At 65.4% G+C, this 16134-nt stretch carries 11 protein-coding genes and 1 pseudogene; 6 read left to right on the forward strand and 6 right to left on the reverse strand.

What is annotated here, in order from left to right; translation table 11 throughout:
- The first annotated feature begins 4 nt into the window (after positions 1-4).
- The 4 genes from recC (at position 5) to arfB (ending at position 9983) form a co-directional block, all read left to right on the forward strand.
- Complete coding sequence (recC, locus tag F759_RS0119420) at positions 5-3382, forward strand: exodeoxyribonuclease V subunit gamma (protein ID WP_027801347.1); 3378 nt, start codon at positions 5-7, stop codon at positions 3380-3382.
- Entirely contained in the window at positions 3379-7080 is a 3702-nt protein-coding gene (recB, locus tag F759_RS0119425) for an exodeoxyribonuclease V subunit beta (RefSeq protein ID WP_027801348.1), read from the forward strand. The genes recC and recB overlap by 4 nt, the downstream gene beginning before the upstream one ends.
- Positions 7077-9383: an AAA family ATPase gene (locus F759_RS0119430; protein ID WP_027801349.1), complete on the forward strand. Its 2307-nt coding sequence runs from the start codon at positions 7077-7079 to the stop codon at positions 9381-9383. The genes recB and F759_RS0119430 overlap by 4 nt, the downstream gene beginning before the upstream one ends.
- Positions 9384-9578: 195 nt before the next feature.
- Positions 9579-9983: an alternative ribosome rescue aminoacyl-tRNA hydrolase ArfB gene (gene arfB, locus F759_RS0119435; RefSeq protein WP_027801350.1), complete on the forward strand. Its 405-nt coding sequence runs from the start codon at positions 9579-9581 to the stop codon at positions 9981-9983.
- Here the strand turns inward: arfB and F759_RS0119440 are convergent.
- Positions 9980-11314: an EAL domain-containing protein gene (locus tag F759_RS0119440; RefSeq protein WP_027801351.1), complete on the reverse strand. Its 1335-nt coding sequence runs from the start codon at positions 11312-11314 to the stop codon at positions 9980-9982. The two genes, arfB and F759_RS0119440, sit on opposite strands and share 4 nt — an antisense overlap.
- A 541-nt stretch (positions 11315-11855) precedes the next feature.
- Here F759_RS0119440 and F759_RS0119445 point away from each other — a divergent pair.
- A complete protein-coding gene (locus F759_RS0119445) occupies positions 11856-12146 on the forward strand; it encodes a putative quinol monooxygenase (protein WP_027801352.1) in 291 nt (96 codons plus the stop codon).
- A gap of 100 nt (positions 12147-12246) precedes the next feature.
- Here the strand turns inward: F759_RS0119445 and F759_RS0119450 are convergent, their stop codons facing one another.
- From F759_RS0119450 to F759_RS0119460, 3 genes are all read right to left on the reverse strand, one after another.
- Positions 12247-12504: a hypothetical protein gene (locus F759_RS0119450; protein WP_006052974.1), complete on the reverse strand. Its 258-nt coding sequence runs from the start codon at positions 12502-12504 to the stop codon at positions 12247-12249.
- 229 nt (positions 12505-12733) lie between these two features.
- A complete protein-coding gene (locus F759_RS0119455) occupies positions 12734-12979 on the reverse strand; it encodes a hypothetical protein (protein ID WP_027801353.1) in 246 nt (81 codons plus the stop codon).
- A 247-nt stretch (positions 12980-13226) separates the two neighbouring features.
- Entirely contained in the window at positions 13227-13904 is a 678-nt protein-coding gene (locus F759_RS0119460; RefSeq protein WP_036024786.1) for a YdcF family protein, read from the reverse strand.
- Positions 13905-14211: 307 nt separating this feature from the next.
- Here F759_RS0119460 and F759_RS0119465 point away from each other — a divergent pair, with 307 nt between their 5' ends.
- Positions 14212-14535: a hypothetical protein gene (locus F759_RS0119465; RefSeq protein WP_027801355.1), complete on the forward strand. Its 324-nt coding sequence runs from the start codon at positions 14212-14214 to the stop codon at positions 14533-14535.
- Positions 14536-14951: 416 nt separating this feature from the next.
- Here the strand turns inward: F759_RS0119465 and F759_RS0119470 are convergent, their stop codons facing one another.
- Together F759_RS0119470 and F759_RS0119475 are read right to left on the reverse strand one after the other, a co-directional pair.
- Entirely contained in the window at positions 14952-15206 is a 255-nt protein-coding gene (locus F759_RS0119470; protein WP_027801356.1) for a hypothetical protein, read from the reverse strand.
- Positions 15207-15561: 355 nt separating this feature from the next.
- Positions 15562-15957 (reverse strand): annotated as a pseudogene (locus F759_RS0119475) (transposase); the annotation flags it as partial.
- Positions 15958-16134 lie beyond the last annotated feature (177 nt).

Below are 16134 nucleotides of genomic sequence, written 5' to 3' on the forward strand. Positions count from 1 at the left end.
ATCCATGCTCCAGCTCTTCTACTCGAACCGCTATGAAACGCTTGTCGGCGCGCTGCTCGACGACCTTGCGCAAGCGCCGTCCGATGCGTGGACCGCGCAGCCCGTGATCGTACCGAGCGCCGCTGTGCGGCGCCGGCTCGAGCTCGATATCGCCGCGCGCCAGGGCATCTGCGCGAACGTCAGCTTCGGTTATCTCGCACAGTGGCTGTGGGCGCAAATCGGCGGTGTCATCGAGGTGCCGCGGCATTCGCCGTTCGCGCCGGACCGGCTCGTGTGGCGCTGCTATCGGTTGTTGGGCGATGCGGACGAGGCGCTGCCGTGGAATGCTTCGCCGCGCTTGCGTACCTATCTCGACGCAGCCGATGCATCGATGCGCTATGAACTGGCGCGGCGCGTGGCGACCGTGCTCGATCACTATCTGACCTATCGTCCGGAATGGCTGCTGCAATGGCAAAAGGGCGGTTCGATTTTCGCTAGCGGCGCGGCGGACGGCACGGTCCCGCGCCTCGTCGGCGCGAGTGACGCGGCGCGAGAGGACGAACGCTGGCAAGCGGCGCTGTGGCGCGCGGTGCTGACCGAACTCGCCGGCGACGCGCAAACGCCCGCCGCCGCATTACCGCCCGCGTACCGCTTTCTCGATGAGATCGGCACACTCGATCTCGACGCCATCGCCAAAGCGAATTGGCCCGAAGCGGTGAGCGTATTCGCGCTGCCCACCATGCCGCCGCTGCACGTCGCATTGCTGCGCGCGCTGTCGCGTTGGGTCGACGTGCGTCTGTACGTCATGAACCCGTGCCGCGAATTCTGGTTCGACGTGGTGAGCGAAGGCCGCGTTCAGGCGCTCGACGCGGCAGGTCAGCTCGACTATCAGGAAGTCGGTCATCCGCTGCTTGCGGAGTGGGGGCGTCAAACCCAGGCGCAGTTGCATATGCTGCATGAGCTCACCGAAAGCGCGGCTTCCGGCGAGACGGGAGACTTCTCGGAGAATCCGGAACCGAGCTGGCTCGCCGCCGTGCAGAACGGCATTCTCGATCTGCGTTCGGAGACGGAAGCCGACGAGCCACCGTACGAGCACGGCATTGAAGTTCACGTGTGTCACAGCCTCTCGCGGCAGCTCGAAGTGCTGCATGACTGTCTGCTCGGCTGGTTCGACGAATTCGACGATCTGCAACCGTCGGATGTGCTTGTCGCCGTATCCGATCTGGCCGCCGCCGGTCCATTGATCGACGCGGTGTTCGGCACGACACCCGTTGGTGATACGCGCCGCATTCCGTACCGGATTACCGGCTTGCCGCCTTCGCAGGCCAATCCCGTCGCGCGCCTCGTGCTCGACTGGCTGGCTTTGCCCGAACGCAGCGTCGGCGCGCCGGACCTGATCGAATGGCTGCGCGTCGACGCGGTTGCCGTGCGCTACGGGATCGACGCGAACTCGCTGGAAGCCGCGCAGGAATGGCTAGCGGCGGCCGGCGCGCGCCGTGGGCTGTCGCCTGCCGAGCCGAGCGGCGAACACGTGCCAGTTGCGCGTCATACCTTCGCCGATGCGCTGACCCGTTTGTACCTCGGCTATGCAATGCCGGACGGCGGCGAGCCGGTCGATGCCTGGTTACCTGTCGAGGGCGCCGACGGTTCCGACGCGGAGTTGCTCGGCCGCCTGTCGCGTTTCGTCGACGATATCGATAGCTTCGCGGCGCGTTGCGCGAGCGAACAGACACCGGCCGAATGGACGCAATTGCTGCTCGAAACGCTCGCGCAGTGTTTCGACGGCGGCGTGGAATTCGCGGAGTCGCTCGCCGCCGTGCGCGACGCGATCGACACGATGGGCGACGCGATGCAGGCCGGCGCGCAGGAGGTCACGATGCCCGCGGCGGTCGTGCGTGGCGCGCTCACTGAAGCGCTCGATGATCCCGCGCGCGGCGGCGTGCCCTGGGGCAGCGTGACGTTTTCGTCGCTCACCAGCTTGCGCGGTTTGCCATACCGCGTTGTCTGTCTGCTCGGCATGGACGACGGCGTATTGCCGAGCCTCGCCCGCGCCGACGAATTCGATCTGATGGCCGCGTTCGGCAAAGCCGGCGACCGGCAGCGCCGCGACGACGAGCGCAATCTCTTTCTCGATCTGCTGCTCGCCGCGCGCAGCCGCCTGTTTATCGCTTATACCGGCCGCAGCATTCGCGACAATGCGCCGTTGCCGCCGGCCGCGCTCGTCGACGAACTGCTCGACTATCTGGCACAGGTGTCGGCGGGCGAGGGCGCGAGTCCCGCGCAAGTCGAGCATGCGCGCCGCGCGTTCATTGTCGAACATCCGCTCCAGGCGTTCGCGTCGGAGTACTTTGCCGCGCAGTCCGAGCTTTTTACCTACGACGCCGATCGCGCGGAACTCGCCACCTTGCTGGCGGCGCCGCAACAGCGGACCGCCATGCCGTTCTTCGATCAACCGTTGCCGCCGGAAGATGCCGTGCCCGTCGCGTTCGACGAATTCGTGCGCTTCTGGCGTCACCCGGCGCGCGCACTGCTGCGCGATCGCCTCGGCATTGTCTTGTCGGACGCGCAAGGCGAATTGCTCGACACCGAGCCTTTCGAACTCGATTACACAGGACGCGATGCATTGGCCGGGCGTCTGTTGCCCGTGCTGCTCGATGCCGACATCGAAGACGACGATCTCATGTTCGAGCGCGTACGGCGCGTTGCGGAGGCGAGTCCCGAGTTGCCCGGCGGCGCGACCGGCGCGGTGTGGCGCGCGCGGGAACTCGGCGCGTTGCGCCAGCTCGCCGACAGTGTGCGCCGTGAGGTCGCGGCGGGTGTCGAACGTTTGCCGTTCGTGCTCGACGTCGCGCCGCGCTGGCCGGATCACGCGGACGTTGCGGGCGAGCTGTTCGGCGCTCATGACGCGCAGCTTCGCGAAGCCGCTCTAACGCCGCTGCAACTGCTCGGCACGTTGAATCTGCTGACTGAAACCGGACAAGTGATCTTTCGCTACGCCAAACCCACCGCGCGCGACTATCTGTCTGCATGGCTCGCGCATCTCGTGTACTGTGCGGCTCGTCCTGACGGTCCGCGCCGCACTGTCTGGCATGGCAGCGGTGAGAGCTTCGAGCTCGCGCCCGTTGCTGCGCCACTCGACGAACTCGCGCCGCTCGCGGCGCTGTTCAGATCAGGGCGCAGACTGCCGCTGCGTTTTTTCCCGAAGAGCGCATGGGCGAAAGTAAGCGAAAGCGATTCGGCGGCGCAGGGAGTATGGATCAACGACCGCGTGCGCGGCGAGTCCGACGACCCGGCATTGCGCATCGCGCTGCGAGGTACGTCGCTCACGCTCGACGAACCGTTTGGCAGTCTCGCGTCGATCGTTTTCAAGCCGTTGCTGCAGCATCTGCGGAGCGTGTCATGAGCGGCGCGCTGCATCCTCATGCGCTCGTCGCTGAAGAGCTCGATGTATTCGCGTGTTCGCTCGACGGCGTCAATCAGATCGAGGCGTCGGCGGGCACCGGCAAGACCTGGAACATCTGCGCGCTCTACGTGAGGTTGCTGCTCGAAAAGAATCTCAACGCTGATCAGATTCTCGTCGTGACCTTTACGAAGGCCGCGACCGCAGAATTGCACGAGCGCATTCGCGGGCGGCTCGCCGAATTGCATCGCGCGGTCGAAATGGACGATGACGGCGGCGACCCGTTCATTCGCCGTCTTTTCGAAACGACGCTCGCGCCTGAGCGTGGCATCGACCGTGACGCGGCATTGAAGGTGGTGCGCCGCGCGCTTCGCACATTCGACCAGGCGGCGATCCACACCATCCACGCGTTTTGCCAGCGTGCGTTGCAGGAGGCGCCGTTTGCGGCCGCCATGCCGTTCGCCTTCGAGATGGAAGCTGACGACGCCGCTTTGCGCTTCGAAATGGCCGCCGATTTCTGGCGCGAGCAGGTCGAGCCCGTCGCGCATGCGCATCCTGCATTCGCCGCCTGGCTTGTGGCTAAGCGGGCAGGCCCTGCGTCGCTCGACGAACAACTCGCGCGGCGCCTCAAAAAACCGTTGGCGCAACTGCGCTGGGGCAGGACCGAGGGCGAGGCAAGCGCCGATCCCCAAGCCGGTTTCGACGCTGCGTGCGAACTGTGGCATGCGGAGCGCGATGCGATCATGCGGCTTCTCGAACAGGCGCAAGACCGTTTGAGCAAGACCACGCACAAGCCTGATCATGTCAGCGCAGCGATTGCCGCATGGACCGAGTATTTCGCTCAGGGCGATTGCCATGCACCGCCGCCGCGGGCCGCGCTGAAATTGACGGCTTCCGCGTTGAAAAAGGCCACCAAGGTCAAATTCGAACCGCCCGAGCATGCGTTCTTCGAACACGCGGAAGCGCTGGCGGCGGCCGTCGTTGCTTCGGAAGCGGCGCAACGCGCGCGCTGGCTCGCGTTGATACAGACGTGGCTCGACTACGCGCCCGCGGAACTGGTGGCGCGCAAGCGCACGCGCCGTGTCGTTTCGTTCGACGATCTGCTGTCGAATCTGTATCGGGCGCTTGCCGCGCATCCCTGGCTTGCGGATGCATTGCGCGCACGCTATCCGGCTGCGTTGATCGACGAGTTCCAGGATACCGATCCGCTGCAGTTCGCAATCTTCAACCGCATTTTTGCGCCGACGGGTCCGCTCTTTCTGGTCGGCGATCCGAAGCAGGCCATCTACAGTTTTCGCGCGGCGGATCTGCACACGTATCTGGCGGCGCGCGCGTCGGCTTCGGCGCGCTATACGCTGGCCGTCAACCAGCGCTCCACGGCGCCGATCGTCGAAGCGTGCAATCGGGTCTTCGAGGCGAACCCGCAGGCATTCGTGCTCGATGGGCTCGACTATCAGCCGGTGCGTGCCGGCGAGCGGCGCAGGCCGCCTTTCGTAGACCCGGATGCTGACGCTGGCGACTTCCGCATCTGGACGCTGCCGCAGGGCGAGAACGCGTTGACCAAACGCGAGGCCCAGCGCGAAGCGAGTGAGGCGTGCGCGGCTGAGATCGTGCGACTCCTGCGCGGTGCGCGCGAGGGCACTGTGACGATCGGCGACGCGCCGCTCGCACCGGGCAACATCGCGGTGCTCGTGCAAACGCACAAGCAGGGCAGCCTCATCAAACGCGTGCTGGCGGTGTGGGGCGTCGGCAGTGTGGAGCTCGCGCAGGCTTCGGTGTTCGCAACGCTCGACGCCGAACAGATCGAGCGCGTACTTGCGGCTGTCGATACGCCTGGCGACCTGCGCCGTTTGCGCGCGGCGCTCGCAACCGACTGGCTCGGTCTCGACGCCGCGGCGCTGTGGCGTCTCGAACAGGTTGCCGACGCACCCGCCGTCGCGGACGATCCCGCGCACGCGGCAGACGCAATGGGCTGGGTCGAGCGGTTTTCGCGCTACCGCACGCTCTGGCATGAGCGCGGCTTTGCCGTCATGTGGCGAACGCTGATGCGCGAGCTGCGGGTCGCGCAACGGCTCGTCGCCGCGCCGGACGGCGAGCGGCGTCTTACCAACGTCAATCATCTTGCGGAGCTCACGCAGGCGCGCGCGGCTACGCAGCCGGGCATTGCGCCGACGTTGCGCTGGCTCGCCGCGCAGCGCACCCAGGGTGGAGGCGAGGAGGCGCAACTGCGGCTGGAGTCGGACCGCAACCTTGTGCAGATCGTCACGGTGCATAAGTCGAAGGGGCTCGAATATGCTGTCGTGTTCTGTCCGTTTCTGAACGACGGCGGCTTGCGCGAGCCGCCGTCATCGGGCCTGCCGGACGCGCGCGAGTATCACGATCCGACCGGCGACGCGGTGCTCCACTACGGCTGCGACGACGAAGAGGCCGAACGCGCGGCCCGTCACGCGGCGCGCGAGCAGGCGGCCGAACGGGCGCGGCTCGTCTATGTTGCGCTGACGCGCGCGGTATACCGCTGTTATCTGGTCGCGGGCACGTATCTGTCGTCGCGGTCCACGAAAGAGTCGCGACGCAGCGTGTTGAACTGGCTGGTGGCCGGCAGTGGCTACAACTTCGACGACTGGCTCGCCGATCCGCCCGACGAGGCTGCACTATCCGCGCGATGGCAAGCGTTGGCGGGTGGTCCGATCGCATTGCAGGCGTTGCCGAAGGTCGAGCGCCGCAAGCCGCTCGAGAGCACGCAGGAAAGCGGCGTGGACAAACGCGCGCGCACCAATCGCCGGCCCTTGCGCGATCAGTGGCGCATGGCGAGTTTCAGCGGTCTGATTGTCGCGGGCAGCAAGGCCGAAGAGGCGCAGCCGCCGGTGGAGGACGTGCGTCCCGATCACGATGAAATCGCCGATGCGCTCGTTGCGGCGCCGATGCCGGTGTCCGCGCCGGCGCCCCAGTCACCGCCCATTGCCGCCGACGACATTCTTGCGTTCCCGCGCGGAGCGGCGGCGGGCGAATGTCTGCATCGCATGTTCGAGCTTGCGGATTTCAGCGACTCGAAAACGTGGCCGGATGCGATCCGCGGTGCGTTGCGCGAGCGCCCCGCGCCGGCGTCACCCGAGCTTGCTCCGCGTTTGCCGGCGATGATGCATAGGCTGATCGCGGACGTCGTCAGCGCGGAGCTCGTGCCTGGCATGACGCTGGCGCAACTGAATCCGCGGCGGCGTCTGAATGAACTCGAATTCCTGTTCGCGGCGCCATCGCTCGATTTCGCTGCGCTGCGAGAGTTGCTAGTCGCGCACGGCTATCCGGACGTCGCGCTTGAGCCGGGCGTGCTGCGAGGTTTCGTGAAGGGATTCATCGACATGATCGTCGAACACGACGGACGCTTCTGGATCGTCGACTGGAAGTCGAACCACCTGGGCGATACCGCGCAGGATTACGCAGCCGCGCCGGTCGAAGCGGCGATGGCGAGCCACGCGTACCACCTGCAAGCGTTGCTCTATACGGTGGCGTTGCATCGTTATCTGAAGACTCGCGTGCGCGATTACGCGTACGAGACGCACATTGGCGGCTATCTGTATCTGTTCGTGCGCGGCGTTCGTCCGCATTGGCGCGACGCCGGGGCGCAAGCCGGCGTGCATGTCAGGCGCCCCGCATTCGAACTTGTCGCGCTGCTCGACGCGGCGATGATCGGAGGCGCGGCATGAGCACGTTCGATCAAACGGTGTCGGCGCCTCTGCAACTCGACGATCTCGGCGTCAATCTGCCGGCGCCGGCGGATTTCAGCATTGCGCTAGCCGAAGGCTTCGCGCGGCGCATCGGCGCATTGGCGCGGCGCGGCGGGGCATCGGCGGAAGCGGTCAAGTGGGCGGCGCGCGCTGCTTTTGCGGCGAGCCGCGCGACCGCGGAGGGGCACGTGTGTGTGCCGCTTGCGGCGCTCGCGCGCCGGTTCGAGGCGTCCACCGCCGAGGTGCGCGCGGCCTTGTTCGCGAGCGGCATGGCGAGCGATGGGTTCCAAGCGGCCGCCGCGCTACGGCCGCTGGTGATCGACGCACAAGGGCGGTTGTACCTCGCGCGTTACTACGACTACGAGCGGCGTCTCGCGCGCGCGCTGGTCGCGCATGCGGGTGTGGGTGAGAGCGCGTTCGAGGGTGCACGCGGCGCTGCTGATGCGGTTTTGCGGGTGGCTGAGCACGGCGCAGAAGTGGTGCGCGCAGGCGATGGCGGACGAGCCGGCGTAGAAGCGGGCACTGCCGGCGATAGCGGGGTGAACGCGGACACCGGCGCCAACGTGAAGGCAAGCACCAACGCCAAAGTGGACTCAAACGCCAACGCCAACGCCAACGCCACCCAAACACTTGACCAACGCCTTCTACGCTACTTCGGCCCTCCCAAGGACGAAGAAGTCGACTGGCAGCGTGTGGCCGCAGTCATGGCATTGTCGGGGCGGCTCACCATCGTCAGCGGCGGTCCGGGCACGGGCAAGACCACGACGGTCGTCGGCGTGCTCGCGTGCTTGCTCGACGCGCACGCCGATCTGCGGATCGCCTTGGCGGCGCCCACCGGCAAGGCGGCGCAGCGCATGCAGGAAGCCCTGCTTGCGCGTGCCGGAGATTTGCCGCCGGAACTCGCCGCGCGTTTGCCGCAAACTTCGTACACATTGCATCGTCTGCTCGGCTCGGGACCGGGCGGGCGCTTCCGGCATCATCGCGACAATCCTCTGCCTTACGACGTCGTGGTGATCGACGAAGCGTCAATGATCGACGTCGCGATGGCCGCGCATCTGCTGGACGCGATCGCGCCGCACACGCGGCTCGTGATGCTCGGCGATAAAGATCAGCTCGCGGCTGTCGAAGCCGGCGCCGTGTTCGCCGAATTGAGCGCACGGCCCGCATTCAGCGCGCAGGGCGTAAAGCGAATTGCCGGTGCGCTGGGCATCGGCGAAATGCGACTGACGCAAGCGCTGCCAGGAGTCGCGGAAGACCTCGACGAACAGCCGGATCGCCTTCTGCAAACCGATCATTCGGCAGATCGTGCATCCGATCTTTTCGATGAGCCACCCGACGACCTCTTCGCCGAGCCCGGCACGGTCGGCAACCTCGGCGAACCGCGCAATGCAGATATGTACCTCGCCGATGCATCGGGCGGCATTGCACAATCCGCGATGCCGGCTCAGCCGTCGCAAAACCCGCTCGCGGATTGCGTCGTCTGGCTGGAGCGCAATTACCGGTTCGGGCTCGAATCGCCGATTGGCCGTTTGTCGCTTGCGATTCGCAATGGCGCGGCAAGCGCAGCACTCGACGTTCTGCTTGCCGACGCCACGCAACATGCCGCTTCGCTTCACGAAGACGCGCAGGTTGCGCTGGCCGAACGCACCGTCGAACGCCTGTCGGCCGGCTTCGCTCCGTACGCGAATGCGCTGGCCGCCGTGCTCGCCGCGGGGAACCCGGACCCGTTGCCGCTATTCGACGCGTTGAATCGCTTCCGGGTTTTGTGTGCAACCCGCTCGGGCCCGCGCGGCGTCGATCAGGTGAATGCGCTAATGGCCGCGCAGGTGCGGCGTTCGGCGGGCGTCACGCTCGCGGTCGGTGCCCAGTGGTTCGCCGGGCGGCCGGTAATGGTCACGCGCAACGACTATGCGCTGGGGCTCTTCAATGGCGACATCGGCATTGCGTTGCCTGGCGCGGGCGGCGCGCTACGAGTCTATTTCCGGACCGGCGACGGCGGTCTGCGCGCCGTGTCGCCGGCCGCGCTGCCGCCGCACGACACTGCGTTCGCGTTGACGGTTCACAAGTCCCAAGGCTCGGAGTTCGAGCATGCGGTGTTGATGCTGCCGTCCACATTCAGCAGGGTGTTGTCGCGCGAGCTGGTTTATACGGCGATCACCCGCGCGCGTGAGCGCGTGGAAGTGATCGGCGCGCGCGCGGTGCTGGCGCAGGCCATTGCGACGCCGACCGAGCGGGACTCCGGTCTCGCCACGAGAATCACGGAGGCATCGCGCGGACGTTAGCCGCTGAATCGCGATCGCGCGAGCCAGCGCTTCAGCGGCCAACCGGGCGCGAACCGTGCGCCCGTCCGTTCACGCTGCACCGTTTTTGCCGCTCCGGCCGATGTCGCAGATCGTGCTATGAGCCGGACCGGACGGGCCCAGAGCGCGACGCTTGCGCGGCTATGTACACTTGCATTTCTTCCTCGATCTCGCGTCATGACATCCCGCTATCCCATTCCGTTGAACGAAGTTGAGCTGACCGCAGTGCGCGCGCAAGGAGCGGGCGGACAGAACGTCAACAAGGTGTCGAGCGCGATCCAGTTGCGCTTCGACGTGCGGGCTTCGTCGTTGCCCGAAGTGCTCAAGATGCGCCTGCTCGCGTTGTCCGATCGCCGGATCACGCGTGAGGGCGTGGTGGTCATCAAGGCCCAGGAGCACCGGACTCAGGAACTGAACCGCGCGGCGGCGCTCGCGCGGCTAGATGAACTGGTGGAAAGCGTGAGCGTGACGCGCAAGCCTCGCGTTGCAACGCGACCGACGCGCGCATCGAACGTGCGGCGTCTCGAAAGCAAGTTGAAGCGCAGCGAGATCAAATCCGGCCGCAGCCGCGTGGACGACTAGCGATGTCGTCCGCCCGGGCCCGATCCTGTTGCAAGCCCGCTCGGCACCTTCGGCACCGTCGGCACGAAGTCGACGCACAGCACATGCGTGTTGCCGTCACGCTCGAAGGCGAGCGCTGCGGTGTAGCAGTCTTCGCCATCCGCGAGCGAGTAGTGCGGACCCATCATCGCGACGCGTCCGCGCGCGGCCAGTGCATGCTTCAGATACGCGCGCCGCGACCAGTTGCTGCGACCGCTGCTCGCGAGCGGCGCAAGCCGCTGCGGAGGCGGCGACACCGAGGCCGCCGTCACTGATTCCTGAGTCTGTTGACCCTGCTCGTCGGTGATGAATACGCGGCGTGCTTCGCTCAGATGCCACACGTTTTGCGCCGCCTGGTCCAGATCGCCGGTGGTCTTGTAAGCCTCGGCGGCCGCCAGCACCGCTTCGGCGAAGCCTTCGAAGCCGAGCTGTCTGTGACGCGCGTGCGCGCGCTCGTAGTCCGCGAACTTGCCCCACATCGACTCGATCTGTGCCGGCACGCCCGCAATCGCGGCCTCGACAGAACCGTTCGGCTGGCCGAGCCAGAAGCCCTGCACGAAATCGACGTCGGCCTGCATCAGGATCATCAGTTCCTCGTCCGTTTCGACGCCTTCCGCGAGCACCAGCGTGCCGGACTGATGCAGCATCGCGATCAGGTGGCCGATCATCGAGTCGTCGCCTTCGCGTTTGCCGGCGCGCGCGACGAGCGAACGGTCGAGCTTGACGATGTCCGGCCGGAAGCGCCAGACGCGATCGAAGTTCGAAAAGCCGGTGCCGAAGTCGTCGATCGCGATCAGGAAATCGCGCGGATGCGAGGCGGCGAGCATGCTGGCGACGGCGGACTCGTCGTCGGCGGGCTGCTCGAGCACCTCGATCACGATACGTTCCTGCGGCAAGCCGAAGTGTGCGGAAAGCTCGTCGATGAACGTGCGCTGCGGCCAGCCGGTTTCGAACACCTGCGGCCGCGTATTTAAAAACAGCCATCCTGTACTGACGCCCTGTTCCATGAAATTCGCGACATGCAGGCAACGCGCGATGCGGTCGATCTCGCGCGCGTCGGCCGCCGAACGGGTGCCTGAGAACAGAACTTCGGGCGACACCGGCAAGCCGACAGGATCGAACGCGCGCAGCAGTGCCTCATAGCCGACCACGCATTGATGCGTGACCGAGAGCACCGGCTGAAACACGCTGTGCAGCGTGAGAGCGCGCCACGTTGCGGTCCAGCCCGATTCATCCCGCACGAGGTGCGGAAGCAGGCCGCTCAGACTCACTTCGCTGACGGATGGCATAAAGGCGGGCATGAGAGCGGACATGGTGGCATCACGGCAATCGGGTGACGGGGCGCGCACGCGGACTCGGCGTACAGCGAATGTGCAACGGAATATTCGACGCGCACGCCCGCACGGCGAAGCGGATCGAACCCTGGGACTCGAGGAGCAGTACCAGCCATGCGGGACTCCGGCGGAGTGGTCAAAATGAGTCTAGCAGCCGGCAATTCGCACGAATGTGCGGGCTATCACAGAGCGGCGAAGCGGCCGCGCGGCACGGCGAACCTGTTTGACCGCGCGCGGATGACGCAGGCCGCGGCGTCTGGCGTGCGTAGCCGGCGCTCACTGATATTCAGGCTTGCGACAATTGCCGCCGATCGCCATCGAGCATTCGTAAGCTTGCATGAGCCGAGGGTAGCAGGGCGGCACGTAGATGCCCGCCAAACTTCAGTCGGCGACGGTACTCAGACGTTAGGCGGATCGGCCCGAGTTGCGTCGGCGGGGCGGCGTGAGTGCGTTGCGTCGCCGCCTGCAGCGTCGGCGGGCGGCGGGTATGCTGCTGCTTTTCGTGAAATGGAGAGGAAGGATGTCGGAAATCGCGGTAGTCGCAATTTCAGTGGCGAAACCTGGCTACGAAGAGCAGTTGCGCGAGGCGCTCGAAGGCATTGTCGGCCCGACGCGCAATGAGCAGGGTGCGCTTCAGTACGATCTGCATCGGGACGTTCAGGAGCCGCGCCGGTTCGTATTTTTCGAGCGCTGGGAAAGTCAGGAGGCGCTCGCGGCGCATGCGAAATCTGCGCACATCAGGGCCTACAGGGAGGCGGTGGCGGATTGGGTCGAACACGCGGAAATTCGCGTGGTGTCGAGAATCGTGTAAGTCGTCCACGCGCGGTACGGAGCGTCTTCCCTGCGCCGGGTGGCTCGCAAGGCGAGTGATTGCCGGGCGGATGCGGCCCGCGCGACACTCGCCGCAGACGTCAATGCGTGGCTTGTGGCACGTCGAGGATCAGGATGATGGTCCAGTCGGCTTCGCCATCGTGATGATACTGGCGCTCCGCGACGATAAACGGCTGCTGCTTGCCGTCCGGACCCAGGAACAGCACGTCGCCTTCCATCGGCAGGCATTCGACGGGCGGCAGCGCAAGGAACGCTTCCTGACCGCCGCGCGGCATCAGTTTTTCGATTTTGCGGGATGCTGCTTCAGTCCATTCGATATCTAGCTGGATGTTGCTCATGCTGTCCTCCGCACCAGGGTGCGCACGGGTTAGATTCCGGCAGGGCGCCGGTCGGTGCGCGACTTTAGCATACCGGGCTTGGGGCGCCGGCCGGTCCATTAGACAATAAAAAGCCGAAACCGGCGGCGCCGGCTTCGGCTTTTCCACGTCGCGCCGAGGGCGCAGGTGCGGTGACGCAGTGCGCCGGGAACGCTGCTGCTCGCGACGCTCGTGACGCCGGCGATCGCGCTTACGAGCTCGACGCGTCGGCTTTCGCACCCTTCTTGTGATGATGCGGCGACATCTTGTGATGCTTCATGGGCGCGGCCGGTGCGCTTTCCACGGTTTGCTGGCGGCTTTGCAAATCCTGCGCGCGTTGTTCGACGTCGGCAGCCCTTGCCGGGTCGGTACTCATCGTGACGCCGCCGTCCTGTGCGTATGCCGCGCCGGCTACGGCGCCGAGGGAAATCAGGATCGCGAGGGACACTTTCTTCATTGCTACCTCCGCAGAGTGGTTGTGGACCCGAGTACTTGTCTGCCCATTCGGAAAGACAATGTATTCTAGGCAGCAATATCCGCTCCAGATGGCGGTGTGTAACGGCCGGCGCGATTGCTTACATCTTGTTACTCCTAGCCGATGCAGGATGCTTAAATGCACCGCTCGAGGGTTCATCGTCGCTTGCGCGTCTGTCGGACTCGTTCGCATGGCTAAGTGAATTAGCTTCCGTGCGCGAATCGCGCTTTCAGAACAGCCCAATGGCGCAATACACATGGAATTGTGCAATGCCGATCAGCTCATGCAAGGCGATTTCCGCATTCACCAGATTGGAATAGCGCGGCAGCAAGCCGAGACGGGCACGGCGCACGCTCGAGATCAATGGCTGCGGCGCGAGGCCGAAATGGCGAAAGTCGAGCAACGCGCGCGGCATGTGATACGCGGACGTGACCAGTATCAAGGAATCGTAACGTGACTGGCCGACAATAGCGGATACGTTGCGCGCGTTTTCATACGTCGTGAGGCTGCGGTCTTCAAGGACGATGTCCGCACGCGGCACGTGTTCGCGTAGCAGGTACGGCAGATAGGTGTCGGCTTCCGTTGCGGCATGCCGCTGTGGATTGCCGCCGCTGACAATCACGCTGCAGGTCGTCGCGGCGCGCTTGCATGCCGCGTAGTTCTTCGCGCTGAGCGTAATGCGGGTGAGCACGTCGCGTGGCGGTACGAGCACCCTTTCGCGGTTGTACACCGTGCCGCCCCCGAGCAGGATGATCGCCGTGCGCGGCGCGAACTCGCCGAGCGCGCTGGTTTGCACTTGCGGTTGCGCAAGATGCAGCAACGGAGCGGTGAGCCAGCCGGCTGAAAGCAGCCAGAACAAGGCGATTGTGCAAAAGGCGAGGGGGCGTCGAGCGCGCTTCCATATCACGATTGCTGCAAAAAAAAGCGCCAATAAAGTGAATAGAATCAATTTAGATGGGGTAACGTATGTCTTTCGGGATTAATCTTCGAGCCTGCTATCGCGCCGCAGCGGTTGCATCGTCGGCTCGCGGGTAGAACGCTAACATGCCGTTCTCACGGGGGTTCCGAAACCAAGACCAGGCAGCACCTGGCAGAACTCGGTCGTAGCGCTTACGGCCAGCTTCCAGCCACGGGCGGGTGCCAAGCGCGTCACTGGTGGCGCGGTGACGTGTTGGCATAGATGTGTCATAGCTGCACTTTAAGAAAGAAGTGAGATGACCACGTATTCCAACGAAGCGGTACTCGAAGCGCTGCGGCGAGCGCAATATCGCCAGGTGCCGTGGGCCAAGCGCCCCGGCGTTTTCCAATATCTTCGCGCGTTGGGCCTCATGGACACCGTTCGGCAGCGCACCGTCGCGCCGGCGCCGGGCTTTCATGCTCCTGTCGACATCGCCGTCCTCACGGATCGCGGCCGCGCCGAATTCGCGCGGCTCTCACACGACGAAGGCCTTCTCACCTGGACCGCGCAGCGAATGAACGACTATGTCCTCGCTGCAGCAGAAACGCGCTCTGCCGCGCCGCTCGAAGCCCGCACATAGCGGGGCGGCGCAAACTAGATGGGCGTTGCGTGGCTTTGGCCTAAGGCGCGTTATGGCGTCAGCGCCTAAGGGCCTACTAAGGGCCTAAGCGCCTTATCGGCCGAGCTCGCACGGCTGCTGTCGGGTCATCGCGTTACACGCTCAGTTTTCCGGCCGCGCCTCGCGGGCGGAGACGGCTTATGCCTTTTTCCTTGCATCTGTAACCACTCAGCCTTGCAGCGAGCGCCAATCCGGCGCTCGCAAAAAAAAGCCCGTATCACAAGGATACGGGCGTACCGGAATTACTGCTGCCACGCTGTGCTAATGGCGTTAAGTCAGACCGGTCGCGTGAGTTGTGGTTCCCGGATATTCGCTTCCCATTCGTCGCGCTCGCCGGAGCGCACGGCGCAACGGGCGCGCATGGCCGGCCCGGCCGCCTAACGGCGCCTCGAGGGCTCAGCGTGCGGCGATTCCGGTCGCGTGCGCACATTGCTCGCGATATCGCCGCGCAAGTCGCCCCGCGGCGCAGGCGGAGTGAAGTCGCGGCTACGCGCGGCGCTTTGCTGCCACGCCTCGACGGAAGCCGTGCGATCGGGCCGCCAGTTCCAGCCTTGCGGGCGCTGTTGACCGAGCGCCGATGCGGCCATTGATGAAATCACAATGCCGCACAGAAGCAGTGACATTGGTTTCATGCTGAGCTCCCGTCCAAGCCCCCTGGACACCAGGCCTGTTTGCATACGTATAAGGTATGTCCACTGACGAAAGCACGCTGTAAGTAATAGTAAATGGATGTTTCACCCGCAACTCTCGCGCAGCGTCAGGCGTCTGAGGCGGCACAAAGAAGCGAAAGGCAGCGCAAGCGGGCGAAGGGCGACAGCGGCGGACGGCCGTTTCGGGGCAGTCGCTCTGATGCCGGCAGACATCGACGGCGATTATTCAGGGGATCGTCGAACCGTGGGCGTCGCAAGGAAGCCGCCGGGCCAGACGCCGGGCGGTCAGATATGCTCCGGGCGCCCGCAGGCGCCCGGAGAAAGACGATTTTACTCAGGCCATCTTGACCGGCGCGCGCCACGATTCCGGGTTGGTCCAGAATGCGCCGCGCAGACGGTCGCGGCTCGGCGGCGCCGGCGGCTTCGCGGCGGTCGCGCCAATGCGTCCGCGCAGCGAGATTTCGCGCCCGCTCGTGCCTAGTCGCTTGACTATTTCGGCGAGCGTACCATCGGCTTGCCACTCGTCGAAACGGCGGCGGCAGGTCGGCGGTGACGGATAGCGGCCCGGCAGTTTGGACCACCCTTCGCCTGTCGATAGCACCCACAGCACGGCGTTGACGACGGCGCGCGCTTCGACGCGCGGTCGACCGCGACGCTCGCTCCGTGCTGGCTCCGCACAGAACAACGCCTCGACCAGCGCCCACTCGTTGTCTCTCAAATCGTCGAACAGCATCATGTTTCACCTCAGCGAAGCTAACTCCGGTGCGCTGCCCCGCGCCGCGCACTCTCCATGCACTCGATAGGCGAGTGCCAAGGGGTCGGGTTTGCCACGGTCTGCTATGCAGTCAGAAGTCATGGCGCCGACCCTGTGTGCATGTAAATGCAGGATGTGTGCCAAGTTGAGTCCAAC

The sequence above is a fragment of the Paraburkholderia dilworthii genome, from assembly GCF_000472525.1.
Taxonomy (GTDB): Bacteria; Pseudomonadota; Gammaproteobacteria; order Burkholderiales; family Burkholderiaceae; genus Paraburkholderia; species Paraburkholderia dilworthii.

Excerpts from the sequence above, each read along its gene's own strand:
- F759_RS0119445 (WP_027801352.1), top strand. The coding sequence starts at position 11,856 with ATGTCGGAAATCGCGGTAGTCGCAATTTCAGTGGCGAAACCTGGCTAC.
- F759_RS0119450 (WP_006052974.1), bottom strand. The coding sequence starts at position 12,504 with ATGAGCAACATCCAGCTAGATATCGAATGGACTGAAGCAGCATCCCGC.
- F759_RS0119440 (WP_027801351.1), bottom strand. The coding sequence starts at position 11,314 with ATGTCCGCTCTCATGCCCGCCTTTATGCCATCCGTCAGCGAAGTGAGT.
- arfB (WP_027801350.1), top strand. The coding sequence starts at position 9,579 with ATGACATCCCGCTATCCCATTCCGTTGAACGAAGTTGAGCTGACCGCA.
- recC (WP_027801347.1), top strand. The coding sequence starts at position 5 with ATGCTCCAGCTCTTCTACTCGAACCGCTATGAAACGCTTGTCGGCGCG.
- recB (WP_027801348.1), top strand. The coding sequence starts at position 3,379 with ATGAGCGGCGCGCTGCATCCTCATGCGCTCGTCGCTGAAGAGCTCGAT.
- F759_RS0119455 (WP_027801353.1), bottom strand. The coding sequence starts at position 12,979 with ATGAAGAAAGTGTCCCTCGCGATCCTGATTTCCCTCGGCGCCGTAGCC.
- F759_RS0119465 (WP_027801355.1), top strand. The coding sequence starts at position 14,212 with ATGACCACGTATTCCAACGAAGCGGTACTCGAAGCGCTGCGGCGAGCG.
- F759_RS0119430 (WP_027801349.1), top strand. The coding sequence starts at position 7,077 with ATGAGCACGTTCGATCAAACGGTGTCGGCGCCTCTGCAACTCGACGAT.
- F759_RS0119470 (WP_027801356.1), bottom strand. The coding sequence starts at position 15,206 with ATGAAACCAATGTCACTGCTTCTGTGCGGCATTGTGATTTCATCAATG.